This window comes from Tsukamurella sp. USMM236, assembly GCF_037148755.1.
Classification (GTDB): domain Bacteria; phylum Actinomycetota; class Actinomycetes; order Mycobacteriales; family Mycobacteriaceae; genus Tsukamurella.
On sequence record NZ_JBBCSS010000001.1, the window covers coordinates 18,299 to 33,986 of the forward strand.

Annotated in this window: 15 protein-coding genes; 7 read left to right on the plus strand and 8 right to left on the minus strand. The window is 72.5% G+C overall.

Annotated elements, in window-relative coordinates:
• Positions 1–257: 257 nt before the first annotated feature.
• The 4 genes from WFK95_RS00095 to WFK95_RS00110 all read left to right on the plus strand — a co-directional run bounded on the left by WFK95_RS00095 (position 258) and on the right by WFK95_RS00110 (position 5,059).
• Positions 258–1,196: a glycosyltransferase family 4 protein gene (locus WFK95_RS00095; RefSeq protein WP_224644829.1), complete on the plus strand. Its 939-nt coding sequence runs from the start codon at positions 258–260 to the stop codon at positions 1,194–1,196.
• Between the two features lie 140 nt (positions 1,197–1,336).
• Complete coding sequence (locus tag WFK95_RS00100; RefSeq protein WP_224644830.1) at positions 1,337–3,322, plus strand: glycosyltransferase; 1,986 nt, start codon at positions 1,337–1,339, stop codon at positions 3,320–3,322.
• Positions 3,323–3,330: 8 nt separating this feature from the next.
• On the plus strand, positions 3,331–4,425 hold the full coding sequence (locus WFK95_RS00105) for a glycosyltransferase family 4 protein (protein WP_224644948.1): 1,095 nt from the start codon (positions 3,331–3,333) through the stop codon (positions 4,423–4,425).
• Complete coding sequence (locus tag WFK95_RS00110; RefSeq protein WP_224644831.1) at positions 4,406–5,059, plus strand: class I SAM-dependent methyltransferase; 654 nt, start codon at positions 4,406–4,408, stop codon at positions 5,057–5,059. Before WFK95_RS00105 ends, WFK95_RS00110 begins: the two co-directional genes overlap by 20 nt.
• 24 nt (positions 5,060–5,083) lie before the next feature.
• Here WFK95_RS00110 and WFK95_RS00115 read toward each other — a convergent pair whose 3' ends face one another.
• Positions 5,084–5,818 carry a WecB/TagA/CpsF family glycosyltransferase gene (locus WFK95_RS00115; protein ID WP_224644832.1) on the minus strand — a complete coding sequence of 245 codons (735 nt, stop codon included), beginning with the start codon at positions 5,816–5,818 and terminating at the stop codon, positions 5,084–5,086.
• A gap of 104 nt (positions 5,819–5,922) precedes the next feature.
• Between WFK95_RS00115 and WFK95_RS00120 the strand changes: the two genes are divergently transcribed.
• Positions 5,923–7,122 carry a glycoside hydrolase family 5 protein gene (locus tag WFK95_RS00120; RefSeq protein ID WP_224644833.1) on the plus strand — a complete coding sequence of 400 codons (1,200 nt, stop codon included), beginning with the start codon at positions 5,923–5,925 and terminating at the stop codon, positions 7,120–7,122.
• Positions 7,123–7,147: 25 nt separating this feature from the next.
• On the opposite strand, the gene WFK95_RS00125 is transcribed toward WFK95_RS00120, so the two are convergent.
• Positions 7,148–8,245, minus strand: coding sequence for a glycosyltransferase family 4 protein (locus tag WFK95_RS00125; RefSeq protein ID WP_374201257.1), 1,098 nt, complete (start codon positions 8,243–8,245; stop codon positions 7,148–7,150).
• A gap of 11 nt (positions 8,246–8,256) precedes the next feature.
• Between WFK95_RS00125 and WFK95_RS00130 the strand changes: the two genes are divergently transcribed.
• On the plus strand, positions 8,257–8,817 hold the full coding sequence (locus tag WFK95_RS00130; protein WP_224644835.1) for a hypothetical protein: 561 nt from the start codon (positions 8,257–8,259) through the stop codon (positions 8,815–8,817).
• Between the two features lie 4 nt (positions 8,818–8,821).
• On the opposite strand, the gene WFK95_RS00135 is transcribed toward WFK95_RS00130, so the two are convergent.
• Both WFK95_RS00135 and WFK95_RS00140 read right to left on the minus strand, forming a co-directional pair.
• Positions 8,822–10,165 carry a glutamate-1-semialdehyde 2,1-aminomutase gene (locus WFK95_RS00135; RefSeq protein WP_224644836.1) on the minus strand — a complete coding sequence of 448 codons (1,344 nt, stop codon included), beginning with the start codon at positions 10,163–10,165 and terminating at the stop codon, positions 8,822–8,824.
• Positions 10,162–11,265 (minus strand): class I SAM-dependent methyltransferase, encoded by a 1,104-nt coding sequence (locus WFK95_RS00140; RefSeq protein ID WP_224644837.1) that lies wholly within the window; start codon positions 11,263–11,265, stop codon positions 10,162–10,164. Before WFK95_RS00140 ends, WFK95_RS00135 begins: the two co-directional genes overlap by 4 nt.
• Positions 11,266–11,279: 14 nt before the next feature.
• Here WFK95_RS00140 and rfbC point away from each other — a divergent pair, with 14 nt between their 5' ends.
• On the plus strand, positions 11,280–11,834 hold the full coding sequence (gene rfbC, locus WFK95_RS00145) for a dTDP-4-dehydrorhamnose 3,5-epimerase (protein WP_224644838.1): 555 nt from the start codon (positions 11,280–11,282) through the stop codon (positions 11,832–11,834).
• A gap of 5 nt (positions 11,835–11,839) precedes the next feature.
• Here rfbC and WFK95_RS00150 read toward each other — a convergent pair whose 3' ends face one another.
• From WFK95_RS00150 to WFK95_RS00165, 4 genes are read right to left on the minus strand one after another with little or no spacing between them, the layout of a single operon-like run.
• Positions 11,840–12,856 (minus strand): NAD-dependent epimerase/dehydratase family protein, encoded by a 1,017-nt coding sequence (locus WFK95_RS00150; protein WP_224644839.1) that lies wholly within the window; start codon positions 12,854–12,856, stop codon positions 11,840–11,842.
• Positions 12,853–13,506 (minus strand): PIG-L deacetylase family protein, encoded by a 654-nt coding sequence (locus tag WFK95_RS00155; RefSeq protein WP_224644840.1) that lies wholly within the window; start codon positions 13,504–13,506, stop codon positions 12,853–12,855. Before WFK95_RS00155 ends, WFK95_RS00150 begins: the two co-directional genes overlap by 4 nt.
• Positions 13,503–14,285, minus strand: coding sequence for a glucose-1-phosphate cytidylyltransferase (locus tag WFK95_RS00160; RefSeq protein WP_336669520.1), 783 nt, complete (start codon positions 14,283–14,285; stop codon positions 13,503–13,505). The genes WFK95_RS00155 and WFK95_RS00160 overlap by 4 nt, the downstream gene beginning before the upstream one ends.
• 3 nt (positions 14,286–14,288) lie before the next feature.
• On the minus strand, positions 14,289–15,536 hold the full coding sequence (locus WFK95_RS00165; RefSeq protein ID WP_224644842.1) for a class I SAM-dependent methyltransferase: 1,248 nt from the start codon (positions 15,534–15,536) through the stop codon (positions 14,289–14,291).
• Positions 15,537–15,688: the final 152 nt, after the last annotated feature.

Here is a 15,688-nt window from a genome sequence, read left to right on the forward strand (position 1 = left end):
GCCGAAGGCTCGGGCGATGAGCCGCGGGGATGCCCGTCCGCGGTGATTATCTGTTTGCGACTCGATAGTCTCATCATCGGGCGGTGTCGAGACATGGGACTCGGACCGGGGAGCCGCCGAATCGAAAGGACTGTTCGGTGCGGGTGACGGTGCCTCTTGCTGGGGGATTGACGGCGACGGAGTGGGCTCGTCGGCACGCCGAGGGCGACGTTCCGGATCGGTCACCGTACGGGCTCCATCGACTCGAGGACCACGGCATGCGCGTCACGTTCGCTTCGGCGCAACCCGCGTGCGGGCTCCGGGGCAGGATCGAGGACCGGGTCGCCCGTTCGGTACGGCACCGCACCGACGGCTACGAATTCGTCGAGCGGGTGCTCGGCGTGGGCGCGCACGGCGCCGACGCGATCCTGTCCTACGACGAGCGCACCGGAGTCCCGGCGCTGCTCACCGGCCGGACGCCGGTCGCCGCCGGGATCGGCTGGCTGACGACCCGCGCGAACGCGGGCCGTGTGCACGGCGAGCTCGCGGCGCGGGCGCTGCCGCGTGCCGGTGCGGTGTGGGCCCAGTGCTCGGCCGTGCTGCCCGTGCTCCAGCGGGAGTGGGGGCTTGCCGCTTCCCGTACGCAGTTCATCCCCCTGGGAATCGATACCGATTTCTACGTCCGACAACCGGGTCCGGGTACTCCGGGGCTCGTGGTGAGCGCCGGGGAGGACCGGTTCCGGGACCACGCGACGCTGATCCGTGCACTGGCGAAGGTGCGTGCGCAGCGTCCGGACACCCATCTCGAGCTGGCCTCCGGTCTGCCCTTCGACGCTCCGGAGGGCCTGGTCACGGTGCACACCGAGCGGTTGGACGGACGGATCCGCGACCTCTACGCCCGGGCGTCCGTTGTTGCGATTGCGCTCCATCCTACCGTCACCGGCTCCGGGCTCACGGTGGTGCTGGAGGCGATGGCCAGCGGCCGACCCGTCGTGGTCACCGACAATCCCGGCGTCGCGGACTACGTCGAGCACGGCGTGACCGGCCTGCTCGTGCCCCCGGAGGATCCCGAGGCGCTCGCCGCGGCCGTCGGGGAGTTGCTCACTGACGAGGCCGCGCGGACCGAGATGGGCCGCGCGGCCGCGGCCCGAGCGCGGGAGCGGTTCACGACCGACGTCATGGCCGGGCACTTGGCGAGGATGCTGTCGTCGATGTGATCCCCCCGGTGCCTCCATGGCCGTCCTCTCGTCCCGCGGAGCGATGTGGCCGCGATGATGCGATGACGAAACGTCATGCGTTGTCATTGCGTATAGTATGACGAAGCTGATAGCGCCCGATGACGCGTGAGGAGATGTTCGTGCCGAGCGAACTGGATCGTGCGTACCTGCGCGGCGGTCTGGGATCGGCGCCGCCGCCCGCCGAAGCGGGGGAGCACCCGCTCGTCGTCCTCGTCGTCGCCTACCGGAATCCGGTGGATCTGCGGGCGTGCCTCGAGTCGGTGGCACTGCACCTCCCGGGTATCCGCACCCTGATCTGGGATAATTCCGGACCGGACTGGCCGGGGATCGCCGAGCTCCACGCCGCGTTCCCGGACGTCGAGTGGTACACCGACGGAACGAACAGGGGCTTCGCCGCGGGGGTCAACCGGCTCGCCGCGCTCGCGCCGGAGGCCGACCTGCTGCTGCTCAATCCCGATGCGCTGCTGCTCGGGGATCTGGCCGTGACGCGAGCGGCGTTGCGCTCGCCGGGCGTCGCCGCCGCTGCTCCAAGAATTCAGGATTCAGCACTTTCCGCGAGCGACGGACGCGATTGGGACGTCGCGCACCGTCGGCGGGGCACGGTCCGCGCGCTGACCTCCTACGCGGGCTACGCCGCACGGTTGCGGGGGACTCCGTTGTCGGACCTGTACGGGGAGGCGCCCGGCGAGGTGGAGGGCTACCTGACGGGCGCCTGCCTCGCGATCCAGCGCGACGCGTGGGAGGCGCTCGGGCCGTTCGACGAGGAGTTCTTCCTCTACGGCGAGGAGTCCGACTGGCAGTGGCGCGCCCGGCGCGCGGGCTGGCGGTTGGTGCTGACCGACGATGCGGGAGTCGAGCACGCCGGCCACGGCACCGTCGCCGATGACGCGAAGGCCGGGCGCCGCTCGACCGACCTGCTGCGCGCGAACATCGCCCTGAACCTCGAGCACGACCGCGGCGTTCGTGCCGCCGATACGTACCTGGCGGGCACTGCTCTGCTCGACCGACTGCAGCGGTCGACGCGCCGTGCGAAGGCGACCGCACGGCGGACGGCGAAGCCGGCGATCGTGATCACGACCAACCGGCTGGTGTACGGCGGCGCGGAGCGGCAGCACGCGCTGCTCGCGGCGGAGCTGGATCGTCGCGGTTATCCCGTGACCATCGCCTGCATGCAGCGCTTCGGCCCCATCGTGGCCGAGATCCCGCACTCGGTGCGTGTGGTCCGCCAGCCCTGGTGGGCTCCGGCGCTGGACCCGGTGGACGGTCCGCAGATCCTGATCAGCGCCACGACGAACACCGAGACGGGGTTCGCGTCGCTGTGGCGAGCGGGCTCGAAGGACCGACGGTGGCTGGTGGCCGCGCATTCGTGGTTCGGACCGAACGGCACGACGTTCTCGGCGCCGCTGGCCCGCGCGATGCGCCGTGCCGACGGCTTCGTCGGACTCGCCCCCGGCCACTGGGATGTGGGTTCCCAGTTCCAGGACCTGGGTAAACCGGTCTTCACCGCGCCGAACGGCATCGTCTCGGCGACCGAGCTCGACTCCGCGCCGCCCTCCCGGCCCGTCCGCGCCGCGGGCCGACCGCCGCACCTCGTGATGCTCAGCCGCATCGTCGAGTGGAAGAACCCGCAGCTGCTGGTGGAGGCCCTGGCGGGGATCGACGTGCCGTGGGAGCTGTCGATCTACGGCGACGGCCCGGACCGTGAGCGGCTCGAACCGCTCACGCCCCCCGCGGTACGGGATCGGGTGCACTGGCGAGGCTGGGTCCCGGGCCCCGACACCGCGCTCGCCGACGCGGACCTGCTGTGCGTGCCGAGTCGCGACGAGGCCTTCCCGCTGGTGATCCTCGAGGCCATGGCCCGGGGTGTCCCGGTGGTCGCGTCCGGTACCGGCGCGGTCCCGGAGATGCTCGCCCACGGCGAGGCCGGGCGCCTCGTCGAGGACGTCACCGTCGACGGTTGGCGCGCCGCGATGACCGACTTGCTCGCGCACCCCGAGGCGTGGCCGGCCCTGGGCGATCGGGGCTTCGAGCGGATGCGGGCGAACTACTCGATCGAGGCCATGGCCGACGGCTACGAGGCCGCCTTCGCCGGAGTCCTCCGGTGACGGGGCGCGTGCTCTGGCTCTCGCCCTGGATGCGCCCCCTGGCCCGGGTGTACTGCGAACAGCTCCAGGACGCCGGGTGGGAGGTGGTCCTGGTGACCACGGACCAGCACCCGGAGTCCGACGGTGCGCGGTCCTACGAGCGGGTGCTCGACGCGCGGCCCCGCACCGCCTCGACGTGGCCCGGCTTCGCGCGGGAGCTGCGGGCTGCGCGGTCCTTCGCGCCCGACGTGGTGGTGACCGAACTGGTGCGCGACCCGCGGTGGATGCTGCTCACCGGCGGCGCGCCGCGCGTGAACCTCATCCACGACGACCGGCCGCACGGCGCCGACGAGGTCTTTCCCGCGTGGGAGCGTCGGCTCTTCGGCCGGTGGGCGGAATCAGCGGCGGGAACGGTCGCGTTCAGCGAGTACGTCGGCTGCCGGATCGGCGCGTCCGCGGTGGCGCCGCTCGCCAGCGACCTCGACGAGGCGCGGGTGCCGCCGTTCGTCGGAGCCGGGGGACGCCGCGACTTCGTGGTGTTCGGGCGCCTCTCGGAGTACAAGAACCTCGGCGTCACTCTCGCGGCGTGGGAGCGGCACGTCGCCGGGCCGGGGTGGCGCGGCGACGAGCTGGTCCTCATCGGCGACGGTGACCTCTCCCCGGATCTGCCCCCGGCCGTGCGCTGGCGGCGGGGCACGTACTCGTACGCCGACGTGCTCGAGCCGATGGCCCGGGCCAAGGGCTCGGTGGTGCACTACCGGCGCGCGACGCAGAGCGGAGTCCAGGTGCTCGCGATGCAGCTCGGGGTGACGCCGATCGTCTCCCCCGAGGGCGCGCTTCCCGAGTTCCAGCCGTCCGGCGAGGACCCGATCGGCGTGGACGACGTGGCGGGCCTGGCTCGCGCCTTCGACCGCCTCGCGGATCCCGCGGAGGCCGAGCGCCGCGGCCGGGCCGCGCACGCGCACTACCTGCGCGCACACACGGCGGCGGTCTCGACGGACGCGCTCGGCGCGGAGTTGTCGCGTGCGGCGGGGGAGCGGAACGCGCCCCCGCACAGGACCACTCATCGGACCCGCGGTGCGGGTGAGCTCGAAGGAGACGGACATGGCGGATTGGCTTCGTGACTCGGTGACCGGGGTGGACTCGGAGCGGTCGCTCTCGGGGCGGGCCCGGGCCCGGCGGTGGGACGAGCTGCTGCGGCGGTTCCCGGACTTCGCGGAGATGCGGGTGCTCGACCTGGGCGGCACCCCCGACTCGTGGCGGCTCGCCCCGGAACGACCCGCCTCGGTGACCACCGTGAACCTGATGGACCTTCAGTCGTGGTCGCCCGACATCGTGGCCGTGCAGGGCGACGCCTGCACGCTCCCGGCGGCGATCGCGGCGGACCGGTTCGACCTGGTCTTCTCGAACTCGCTGCTGGAGCACGTCGGCGGGCACGTCCAGCGGCAGCGCCTGGCCGACAACGTGCACGCGCTCGCGGACCGGCACTGGGTGCAGACGCCCTACCGGTACTTCCCGGTCGAGCCGCACTGGCTGTTCCCCGGCATGCAGTGGCTGCCCTACGAGGCCCGGACGCAGATCTCGTTGCGCTGGAACCGCGGCCACGTCCGCACCCACACCCGCGCCGAGGCGCAGGACCAGGTCGACGAGATCGATCTAGTTGGCATCTCACAGATGCGGCGGTACTTCCCCGACTCGGAGGTCTGGTTCGAGCGGTTCGCGGGCCTGGTGAAGTCCCTCGTCGCGATCCGCGCGTGAGCCGTGTCCCCGGTTCCGGGCCGGTCAGTGCCGGCGATCGGCCGCGCGGGCACGCACCGCGCGGAGCAGGAACGCGGGGTTGCCCAGCAGGTACCGCCCGGCCTTGTGGGGCTCCCGCACCAGGATGTCCACCCATTCGACGCCCAGCCGCCGGGCCAGTCCGGGCGCCCGGGTGCGGGTGCCCGCCCAGAAGCCGAAGAGACCGCCCACGCCGGCGGTGAGCGGGACGCGCAGCGCGGAGCGGTTCCGCTCGATCCACTCCTCCTGCAGCGGGTTCCCGAAGCCGACCAACAGCACGTCGGGCGCGGCGGCGTCGATCGCGGCCAGGACCTCCGCGCCGTCCGACAGGTCGAAGTAGCCGTGGTGCCGACCCGCGACCTCGACGGGAAAGCGCCGCTCGGCGGCGGCCGCGGCGGCGGCGTTGACGTCCTCGGTCCCGCCCAGCAGGTACACCCGCAGGCCGGGGCTCGCCTCCAGCAGGGCGGGGATCACGTCGGTGCCGTTGAGGTTGGCGCGCAGCTGGACTCCGCGCATGCGTGCCGCCCAACGCACGCCCGTGCCGTCACCGAAGACGAAGGTCGACGCGTTGAGGACGTCCCGGTACTCGTCCGATCGCGCGGCCACGTTGAGCGTCGCGGCGTTGGGGAAGACGACGGTGCTGCCCGCAGGTCCACGCGCGGCCGCCTGCAGGCGGGACACCGCGGACTCGAGCGGGAGATCGTCGAATTCGACGCCGAGGATGCGCACTTCTTGCGACACGAAGGCAGGCTACCACCGTCCTTTGCGACTGCAGTAGACTGCATGGTGGCCGGACGGCCCAGTACGTTGTGCGCCCGGCCGGGTGGTGTTGCGGGGGTGAAGGAATGAGTGCGATCCGCCGTACCGCCGTCGTCGTCCTCCTCGTCTGCGCCCTCCTGGCCGCGACCGTCGCCGTGCCGCGGTCGGCGGCGCCCGAGCAGTCGACGGACGGCCTGCGGGGCATCAACATCGCCACCCTCCTGACGCAGGCGGTCACGATCTACGACCACCCGACGGTCACGGGGACCGGGGAGCCGCTCTCGACCTACGTGCGGTTGCAGCAGCTCGGCCACCGCCTGATCCGCCTCCCCGTCGACTGGAACTTCCTGCAACCGGATCTGGACACGGGCGAGGAGGACTTCCACCCGGCGTACTGGAACGCAGTGCGCTCGGAGGTGGGCAAGATCAAAGCGGCGGGCCTGCGCGTGGTGCTCACGCTGCACTCCGGGTGCGAATGGCGCAAGCCGAAGACGACATCGGCGCCGCTCGTCTGCGGCGCGGGGCTGAGCACGGATCAGACGGACCGGGTGTGGCGGACCTTCTCGGACGCGTTCCGGGACGATCCCGCGGTGATCGCTTACGACCTGTTCAACGAGCCCACGCGGTTCAGCCATCCCACCCGCCGGGACCTGCAGGCGCCGGACAAGCCGGCGTACTCCGTCTACCAGCGGCACGTGAATTCGGTCGTCCGGGCGCTCCGCGAGAACGGCGATCGGAAGACGATCTGGGTGGAGGGGCTGTGCTGCTCGCCGTACACGGACTTCCTCTACACGGATCCGTCCGGCGGCTGGGTGGACGATCCGCTGTGGCGCATCGTCTACTCGCAGCACATGTACCCGGCGCGCAACAGCAGCGAGGGCGAGGTCTTCGACGCCGCGAAGCTCGACGAGGACTACGTCCGCGACGCGGGCAAGCCCTGGGTCGACCGGGGCTACGAGCGGGGATTCATCGGCCGGCTGCGGGATTTCGGCGAATGGTGCCGGCGCAGCGCGGTGAGCTGCTCCGTCGGCGAGGTCGGCTGGTACGGCCCCGGCCAGTCCGCGGCGAACGCGGAGCAGTGGAACCTGCTCGGTGACCGCTGGTACTCGCTCGCCGACACCTACGGCTTGTCGGTCACCTACTTCGGCACGTCCTCGGCCTTCCACGGGCCGCTGTGGGCCTACGACGCCCCGGGCCCGGACGTCTGGTTCCCCGCGCCGGGACTGTCCCGCAAGCAGTCCCAGTCGGCGATCATCGAGAAGCCCGAGCACCTCTCGCGCGGATAGCCCGCGGCTCACCGGTCGGTGCGGGTTACGGACGCGGTCGCGCGAGTTCCGTCCACAACGTCGCGAGCCGCGCGTGCCAGGGGGCGATCGCGAAATCCCCGGCACGCCGGCGGGCCCCGGTCGAGATCGTCTCCCGCAGTGCGGGATCCTCGACCAATCGCGCGAGCGCACCGGCGAGCGCGGGCACGTCGCCCGGCGGTACCAGGACGCCGTCCACGCCGTCGGTGATCGCGTCGGGGATGGCGCCGACGGGGGTGGTCAGCGGCGCGAGGCCCGCGGCCATCGCCTCCAGGAGGGCCATGGGCAGGCCCTCGTCGTAGCTCGGCAGCGCGAAGACCTGTGCGGTGGCGAGCAGCGCATCGCGCCCCGCGGGGTCGACCCAGCCGCTCACCGTCACCGCGTCGCCGACGTCGGCGGCCGCGACGGCGGCGCGCACCTCGTCCACCTCGCCGTCGCCCGCGAGGGTCAGGTGCAGCCGAGCGCGCACCGCGGGCGGCAGCGCGGCCACCGCCGCGACGAGGTCGTAGCTGCCCTTCCGGACGCCGAGGCGGCCGAGCGCGACCGCCCGGACGACGCCGTCGACCGGGGCACCGTCGTCCCCGTGATCCGGGACCGGGGGCACGGGGTTGTAGAGCACCTCCACCGCGCCGCGCGGCAGCGCCATCGCGGCCGCGTACTCCTCGGCCAGCCCGGTGCCGAGCACGAGCCACCGATCGGCGGGCAGCGCGGCCCGCACGAGCGGACGGGCGGGGGCGGGCAGCCCCGCGACCCAGCCGCCGAAGTCGAAGCTGTGCCCGTGCACCACGGCGGGTACGCCGCGCACGCGCGCGGCCCAGAGCACCGGCGCCTTCCGGACCACGCTGCCGCCGTGCGAGAGGTGCACGTGCACGACGTCGACGCGGCCGCGCAGCACCGCGAGCACGCCCCGCGCCATGCCGGCCAGCCCCGCCCGCAGCCGCCGTCCGACGGTGCCGTCGATGTACGTGGTCACCAGCCGCACGTCGATCGACGGGTCCGGTTGCGCCGCCATGTGGCCGACCACCGTGGCGATGCCGCCGCGGCTGGACGGCCCGGGCGCGGCGGGGCCGACGACGAGCACGTGCGTTTGTGCGATCACAGACATAGTCTATCGGCGTGACCAGCCCCGAGAACCGCTCCCTGCTGCCCCTGTCCCTCGCCGTGCTGCACCTCGCCGCGCGGCGCGGCCGCGCCGCCCTCCGCGACGCGATCCGGCGTCCGGATGCCGTGCCCGGTAAGGAGTTCCGGATCGCCGCGGAGGGCTCGGAGATCACCCCGGCCGGCCCGGACGAGACGCTCGCGGCGGCCGTTCTCGCCGGCGTGCCGCGCGCCGACGCCCGGCGTGCCCTGCTCTCGGGCGGCCTGACGGGGATCGTCGTGACGCATCCGGACGGGCGGGTGGATCGCGCGATCGGCCGGGTCGACCTGGGCACCGGGACGATCGACGTGCACGTCACGCCCCTCGGCACGCCGCCGGACCCCCGGGCCGCGGAGCCGCTCGCCGCCTACGCCCGCCACCGGCTGAGCGAGGACGAGCATCTGCGCCGGGTCTCGGTCACCGTGCCCGCCGGTCACCCCGTCGTGGAGCGGCTGGTCGCGGCCGGTTTCGTCGACGAGGGCTGGGCGCCTCCTGTGGGCGGCTGGACCGACGCCCGCCTGCTCACCCACCTGCGCTGACGGGTCAGGCGCCGCGCAGCCGCCGCGGCGCGGCGGTCCGCCGCAGCGCGGGCGCCACGGGACGGCCCTGCAGCAGCCCGTCGACGGTGCCCGCCTCCAACGCCTTCCGGTAGGGCACGAGCGCCTGCGCGACGGCGTCGACGGTGTGATCGACGTCGGCGTCGGTGTGCGCGGCGGAGATCACGAAGGACTGCCCGAGCACACCGCGGCGCAGCAGCTCCTGCAGGAACAGCGTGCGATACGCCTGCGACGGTGCGCCGTCGGCATCGCGGGTGGTGAAGACGAGGCACGAGGGCCGGCCGATCGCCCGCACCGCGTCGCCGACGCCCGCGGCCTCGGCGGCGGCGTTCACCCCGTCGGCCAGGCGGCGCCCGGCCCGCTCCATCGCGCCCACCGGATCGCCCTCCCGGTAGGCCCGGGCGACGGCGCGGAAGGCGGTGAGCGAGACCGACTCCGGACCGTGCGTCGTGGACAGCAGGAAGACGCGCTCGGCGTCGGTGTTCAGGCCGCCCAGTTCCATGAACTCGCGCTTGCCGGCGAGCGCGGCGATCGGGAAGCCGTTGCCCATGGCCTTGCCCCAGCAGGAGAGGTCGGGCGTCACGCCGTACACCGACTGCGCGCCGTGCGGCGACCAGCGGAAGCCGGTGATCATCTCGTCGAAGACCAGAAGGGCGCCGTGCTCGTCGCACAGGGCCCGGACGGTCTCCAGGAAGCCGGGCTCCGGCTCGGCGAGCGCGGTGGCCGCCTCGAGGAAGACCGCCGCGATGGCGCCCGGGTACTCGGCGAACAGCGTGCGCAGGGAATCGGCGTCGTTGTAGCGGAAGCGCACGGTGGCATCCCGCGCCGCCGCGGGGATTCCGGCGTTCATGTCCGTGACGCCGATGAACCAGTCATCCACGGAGAAGAAGGGCTGATCGCAGATCGCCACCAGCTCGCGGCCGGTCACGGCGCGGGCCAGCCGGACGGCGGCGGTGGTGGCGTCGGAGCCGTTCTTGCCGAACTTCACCATGTCCGCGGTCGGCACCAGCTCGAGGAAGTCCTCGGCGGCGTCGAGCTCGGTCGTCGTGGGCCGGCTGAAGCTCAGGCCGTCGTCGAGGCAGGCGCGCACGGCCTCCACGACGGGCGGGTAGGCGTGCCCCAGGGTCACGGCGCGCAGTCCCATGCCGTACTCGACGTATTCGTTGCCGTCCGCGTCCCAGACCCGCGCGCCGCGGCCGCGGGTCAGCACGGGCGGCATGAACTCGGGGTACTGGTCGGCGCCGCGGGCGTAGGTGTGCGCGCCGCCGGGCACCAGGTGGTGCAGGCGGTCCTGCAGCGCGCGGGAACGGGCGAATCCGGGTTCGGTCATGGTTGGTTCACCAATCTTCCACGGAGGGCGGGCCAGGCGTCGAGCACCTCGTCGTACAGGTCGGGCAGCGTCAGCACGACGGGGCCGTCGAGGGTGATCAGGTGCTCGGGCGCGACGATCGGGATGTCGGTGCCGGGCATGCGGCGTCCCTGCTTCGACGGTGACGCGTCGGCCACGCAGGTCACGAGGCCCGCGTCGAGCCCGGCGAGCGCGAACAGGGCCACGGCCCGCGATGCGGCGCCGTAGGCCGCGACGGTGCGGCCCGCTGCGGCGTGCCCCTGCGCCCACTCCCGGAGCGCCCGGGCCTGGTCGGCGGGCGCGGCGCTGAGGGTGCGCAGGCCCGCGGGGGTGCCGAGGCCGGCTTCGGCCTCGGTCGCGAGGATCCGGCGCACGACGGGGTCGGCGGCGCCCGCGCCGGGAACGACATCGGCCGTGCCGGCGTGCCGCACCGCGAGCAGCACGGTGCCGCCGTACAGGTCGAACTCGAAGGCGCGCACCGGCTCCAGGCCGGCGGCGGCGAGCAACCGCAGCAGGGCCGTCAGCGTGTAGTAGCCGAAGTGGCCGTGCCGCAGGGCGGTCCACTGCTGCTGATCGACGATGCCGCCGAGCGGCTGGTACTGCAGGAGCAGCACGCCGCCGGGCGCGACGGCCGCGGCGCGCGCGGCGAAGGCGGCCCGCTGGTCCGGCTCGTGCATGATCCCGAAGCTGTCGAGCACCACGTCGGCGGGGCCGTCGGTCTCGTGGAAGCCGCGGTCCGCGAGCAGCGGCACCCAGGTGCCGCCGTGCGGGCTGCCGAACTCGCGCACCGTCGTACCGGGGAGGAGGCCGGCGTCGGCGACCCGGCCCACCGCGTCGGCGGCCTGCTCGCGCAGGGCGCGCGGCTCCACGCCGCGCGGCTCGTCCGTCACGGTGTCGTCGTCGGCGAGTTGCGCGAGTCCGCACGCCGCGCACAGGTCCATCGCGAGCGGATGCGCGGATTCGCCGGGGTCCACCGGGGATCCGGCGGCCGGGAAGTGGTCCGCCGCGGGGACGCGGCCGAGGTCCAGCACCCGGGTGAGCTTGGGAGAGCCGCACGCGCGGCACGCACGGGCGTGTCTCATGGCAGCATGTCCTCATGCGCATCGAGCAGACCGACCTGGCCGACGTCCTGCTGCTGGTTCCCACTCCGCACGCCGACGACCGGGGCCTGTTCACCCGCACCTTCGATGCGGAGATCTTCGACGAGTACCTCGGGGAGCCGGGCGCCGCAGCGCGATTCGTGCAGGACTCGCAGTCCCGCTCGGTGCGGGGCGTGCTCCGCGGGATGCACGGCCGCTCCGGCCGGGGAGAGGCCAAGCTGGTGCGCTGCGCGCACGGCGCGGTGCACGACGTCCTGGTGGACGCGCGACCGTACTCGCCCACCTTCGGCCGGTCGCAGGCCTTCCGCCTGGACGACGAGGCCTTCCGCACGCTGTACGTGCCGCCGGGCTTCCTGCACGGCTTCCAGGCGCTGACCGACGTGGCGGACGTCTGCTACCGGATCGACCGCCCGCACGACCCCGCCGAGGATCTCGCGGTGCACCACGCCGATCCGGAACTGGCCCTGCAGTGGCCGCTGGCCGCGTCGATCGTCTCGCCGCGGGACCGCGCGGCCGGCACGTGGGCCGACCTGCGCGCGCGCCTGGGCTGAGCCGGTCATCGCCGGCGCATCGACGCGTCGATCGCGCCCTCGCCCTGCAGCTCCTTGAGCACGGCGAGCCGGGTGAAGTCGTCGTGGAAGGAGCGTTCGGTGAGCCCGTACTCGGTGTAGGCCCGGTGCAGCTCGGCCGCGCCGTCCGCCACCGTCCACTGCGCCTCGAAGCCGAGTTCGTCGCGGGCGCGGGAGAAGTCGACCCGGTAGGAGCGCGGGTCGTTGCCCGCCTCGCCGGTGATCCGGACCGCGGCGTCGGGGACCACGTCGACCACGGCCTGCGCGATCTCGGCGACGGTCACGTTGTTGCGCTCGGTGCCGACGTTGTAGGCGCGCGCCGAGATCGTGTCCTTCGGCGCGGTGAGGCAGGTGGCGAAGGCGCGGGCGATGTCCTGTGCGTGCACCAGCGGGCGCCACGGCGTCCCGTCGGAGAGCACCAGCACCTCGCCGGTGAGCACCGCGTAGCCCATCAGGTTGTTGAGCACGATGTCCGCGCGCAGCCGCGGCGAGAAGCCGAAGGCCGTGGCGTTGCGCAGGAAGACGGGCGTGAAGTCGGCGTCCGCGAGGGCCGCGGCGTCGTCCTCGACCCGCACCTTGCTGATCGCGTACGGCGTGATCGGGTTGAGCGGGGCGTCCTCGGTCACGAGGCCGTCGCCCGCGGCGCCGTAGACGGAACACGTGGAGGCGTACAGGAACCGGGACACGCCCGCCTCCTTCGCCAGCCGCGCGAGCCGGCTCGACGCGGCGTGGTTGATGTCGTAGGTGATCTCCGGTGCCAGCGAGCCGAGGGGGTCGTTGGACAGGGCCGCGAGGTGGATCACCGCGTCGAAGCCCTGCAGCTCGTCGACGGTCACGTCGCGCAGGTCGGTGGTGATCGTGGGCGGGTCGGCCACCGCCGGCCCGAGGACGCGGTCGGCGAAGAGCCCGGAGTCGAGGCCGGTGACCTCGTGTCCCTCCGCGCGCAGGATCGGTGCCATCACCGTTCCCAGGTATCCCTGGCTGCCCGTGAGCAGGACCTTCATCGATTTCCTCCGAGATCTACGATCGCTTTTTCCAGCATGAAGCCCTCGGCGTAGGTGGAGCGGCACTGGATGCCGCGCAGCCGCGCCAGGCCGAGGAAGGACTCGTCGTCGAACCAGTCGTGGTCGACCTGCGAGGGGTAGTGCTCCGTGAGCAGCCGCGTCTTCGCCATCGCGGCGTACGCCGAGAGCGGGTTGAAGACGGTGGGCCGCGGGGTGTCGGTCTCCCACTTGAGGATCTCGTAGCCGAGGATCAGGTGGTCCCGGAACTCCTGCGGCACCAGCTCCGCGAGCTGGCGGTGGTCCTGGTGCGCGTCGCCCCGGTGGGGCGCGAAGACGATGTCGGGCGATGCCGACCGCTTGAACTGCGCCAGCAGGGATTTCTCCCGCTGCCAGTGCGCGGGGGCCCGCCCGTCGGGCAGGTCCAGCACCGTGATGTGCAGTTCCGCCTCCGGCGCGAACGCGGCGAGAGCCGCCCGCTCCTCCGCCTCCCGCGGGGTGCCTGCGCCGCTGCCCACGAAGGCCCGCACGCGCAGACCGGGATTGGCCTCCGCGAGCTGGAGCAGGGTTCCGCCCATGCCGATCGCGATGTCGTCGCAGTGCGCGCCGAGGACCGCGATCTCGGAGATCCGGCCGGCGGAGAGCCCGATCATCCGACCGGGTCCTTCCACACCATCCAGGGGCGGTCGCCGCGGGCGTAGCCGGCGTCGAGGTCGGCCCGCTCCTTGAAGGTGTCGGCCGGCTTCCAGAAGCCGCGGTGCTTGTAGCCCAACAGCTTCCCCTCCTTGGCCAGCGCCGTGCACGAGTCCGCCACCAGGTCGCCGCCGGGCGGCAGGTGATCGAACACCTCCTGGGTCAGCACGAAGTAGCCGCCGTTCTCCCAGATCGGGAACTCGGAGACGGGAGTGATGCCGGTGACCTTCGACTCGCCGTCCACGTCCACGCAGTGGAACGAGGACTGCGGCGGCACCAGCAGCATCGACGCGGCGGAACCGGTCTCCTTGACCTGGTCGATGATGGTGTTCATCGGGGCGTCGCTGAGCACGTCGGCGTAATTGGCGAGGAAGTACTCGTCGCCGTCCAGGTAGGGCCGCGCGCGCCGGAGGCGTTCGCCGATAGCGGATTCGAGGCCGGTGTCGACGAAGGTGATCGTCCAGTCGCGCATGTCTGCGCCGAGCAGCTCCACCTCGCCGCCGCGGATCACGAAGTCGTTCGACTCGGTCTCGCGGTAGTTGAGGAAGTAGTTCTTGATGTGCTGCGCGCCGTAGCCCAGGCACAGCACGAACTCGGTGTGCCCGAAGTGCGCGTAGTACCGCATGACGTGCCAGATCAGCGGCCGCGGGCCCACCAGCTGCATGGGCTTGGGCACCATGTCGTCCGCGGTGTTGCGCATGCGCATGCCGTAGCCGCCGCAGAACAGGACAACCTTCATCGCTCAGACCTCCGTGGTGGCGGCGGCCGGCCGCGCGGTGTGCAACTGGGGCATGGGGTAGACCACCTCGGTGCCCTGGTCGATCAGGGGACGCAGCTGCTCGGTGATCTCGGTCTCGAGGTTCCACGGCAGCACGACGATCACGTCGGGGCGGTCGGCGTCGAGCCGCTCGGGCTCGTGGATGGGGATGCGTGTGCCGGGGGTGAACCGGCCGTGCTTGTAGGGATTGCGGTCCACGGTGTACTCGAGCAGGTCGGGCCGGATGCCGCAGTAGTTGAGCAGCGTGTTGCCCTTGCCCGGGGCGCCGTAGCCGGCCACCCGCTTGCCGGCGGCGCGGCACTCGAGCAGGAAACGGAGCAGGTCCTGCCGGGCGCGGTCGGCCTGCGCCTGCATGCCGGTGTAGCCGGAGAGCGCGTGCAGCCCGGCCTCCTCCTCGATCCGCAGCACCTCGCGCACCCGGTCCGACGGTGCCTGCGCGACCCCGTCGGGGCGCGCCCAGACGCGGATCGAGCCGCCGTGGGTGGGGATGGTCTCGACGTCGACGACCGCGAGGCCCGCGGTCGCGAGCGCGCGCTGGGCGCTGAGCACCGTGTAGTACTGGAAGTGCTCGTGGTAGATCGTGTCGAACTGGCCCTCGGCGACGAGGGCGAGCGCGTGGTGCACCTCGATGCTCAGCCAGCCGTCGTCCGCGAGCAGGCCCCGCAGGCCCTGGGTGAAGCCCAGGAGGTCGGGGATGTGCGCGTAGACGTTGTTCGCGACCACGAGATCGGCGGGGCCGTGCTCGGCGCGGACTTGCGCGGCGGTCTCCGGGCCGAGGAAGGCGGTCACCGTCGGGACACCCTTGTCGCGGGCGGCCTGCCCGACGTTGACCGAGGGCTCGATGCCGAGGCAGGGCACGCCGGCGGCGACCGCGTGCTGCAACAGGTATCCGTCGTTGCTCGCGACCTCGATGATGAGGCTGTCGCCGTCGAGTTCGAGGCGTCGGATCGAGTCGTCGACGAATCGGCGCGCGTGGTCGACCCAGCTCGCCGAGAACGAGGAGAAGTACGCGTACTCCGAGAAGGTCTCCTCGGGGAGGATCAGCGCGGGGATCTGGAGGAGCAGGCACTCCTCGCAGATCCGGAGGTGCAGGGGGTAGGTGGGCTCGGGGCCGTCCAGTTCCGCTGCCGTGAGGAACATTTCACAAGGTGGTGTGGCGCCCAGATCGACCACGCTGCGCAGCCGGGGCGAGCCGCATAGACGGCATTTCATGATGTATTCCGTAACTCTTCGCGGGGCTTCGATCGTTGAGCATAGACCTTCACAGCTTTTCTGGTTGCAAACGGTTAATCATCTTGCGATTGCAACGCTGACGGTCTACGGTAGCAACCGGCGGCCATTCGATCCGCCGCGCGGCGCCCGGA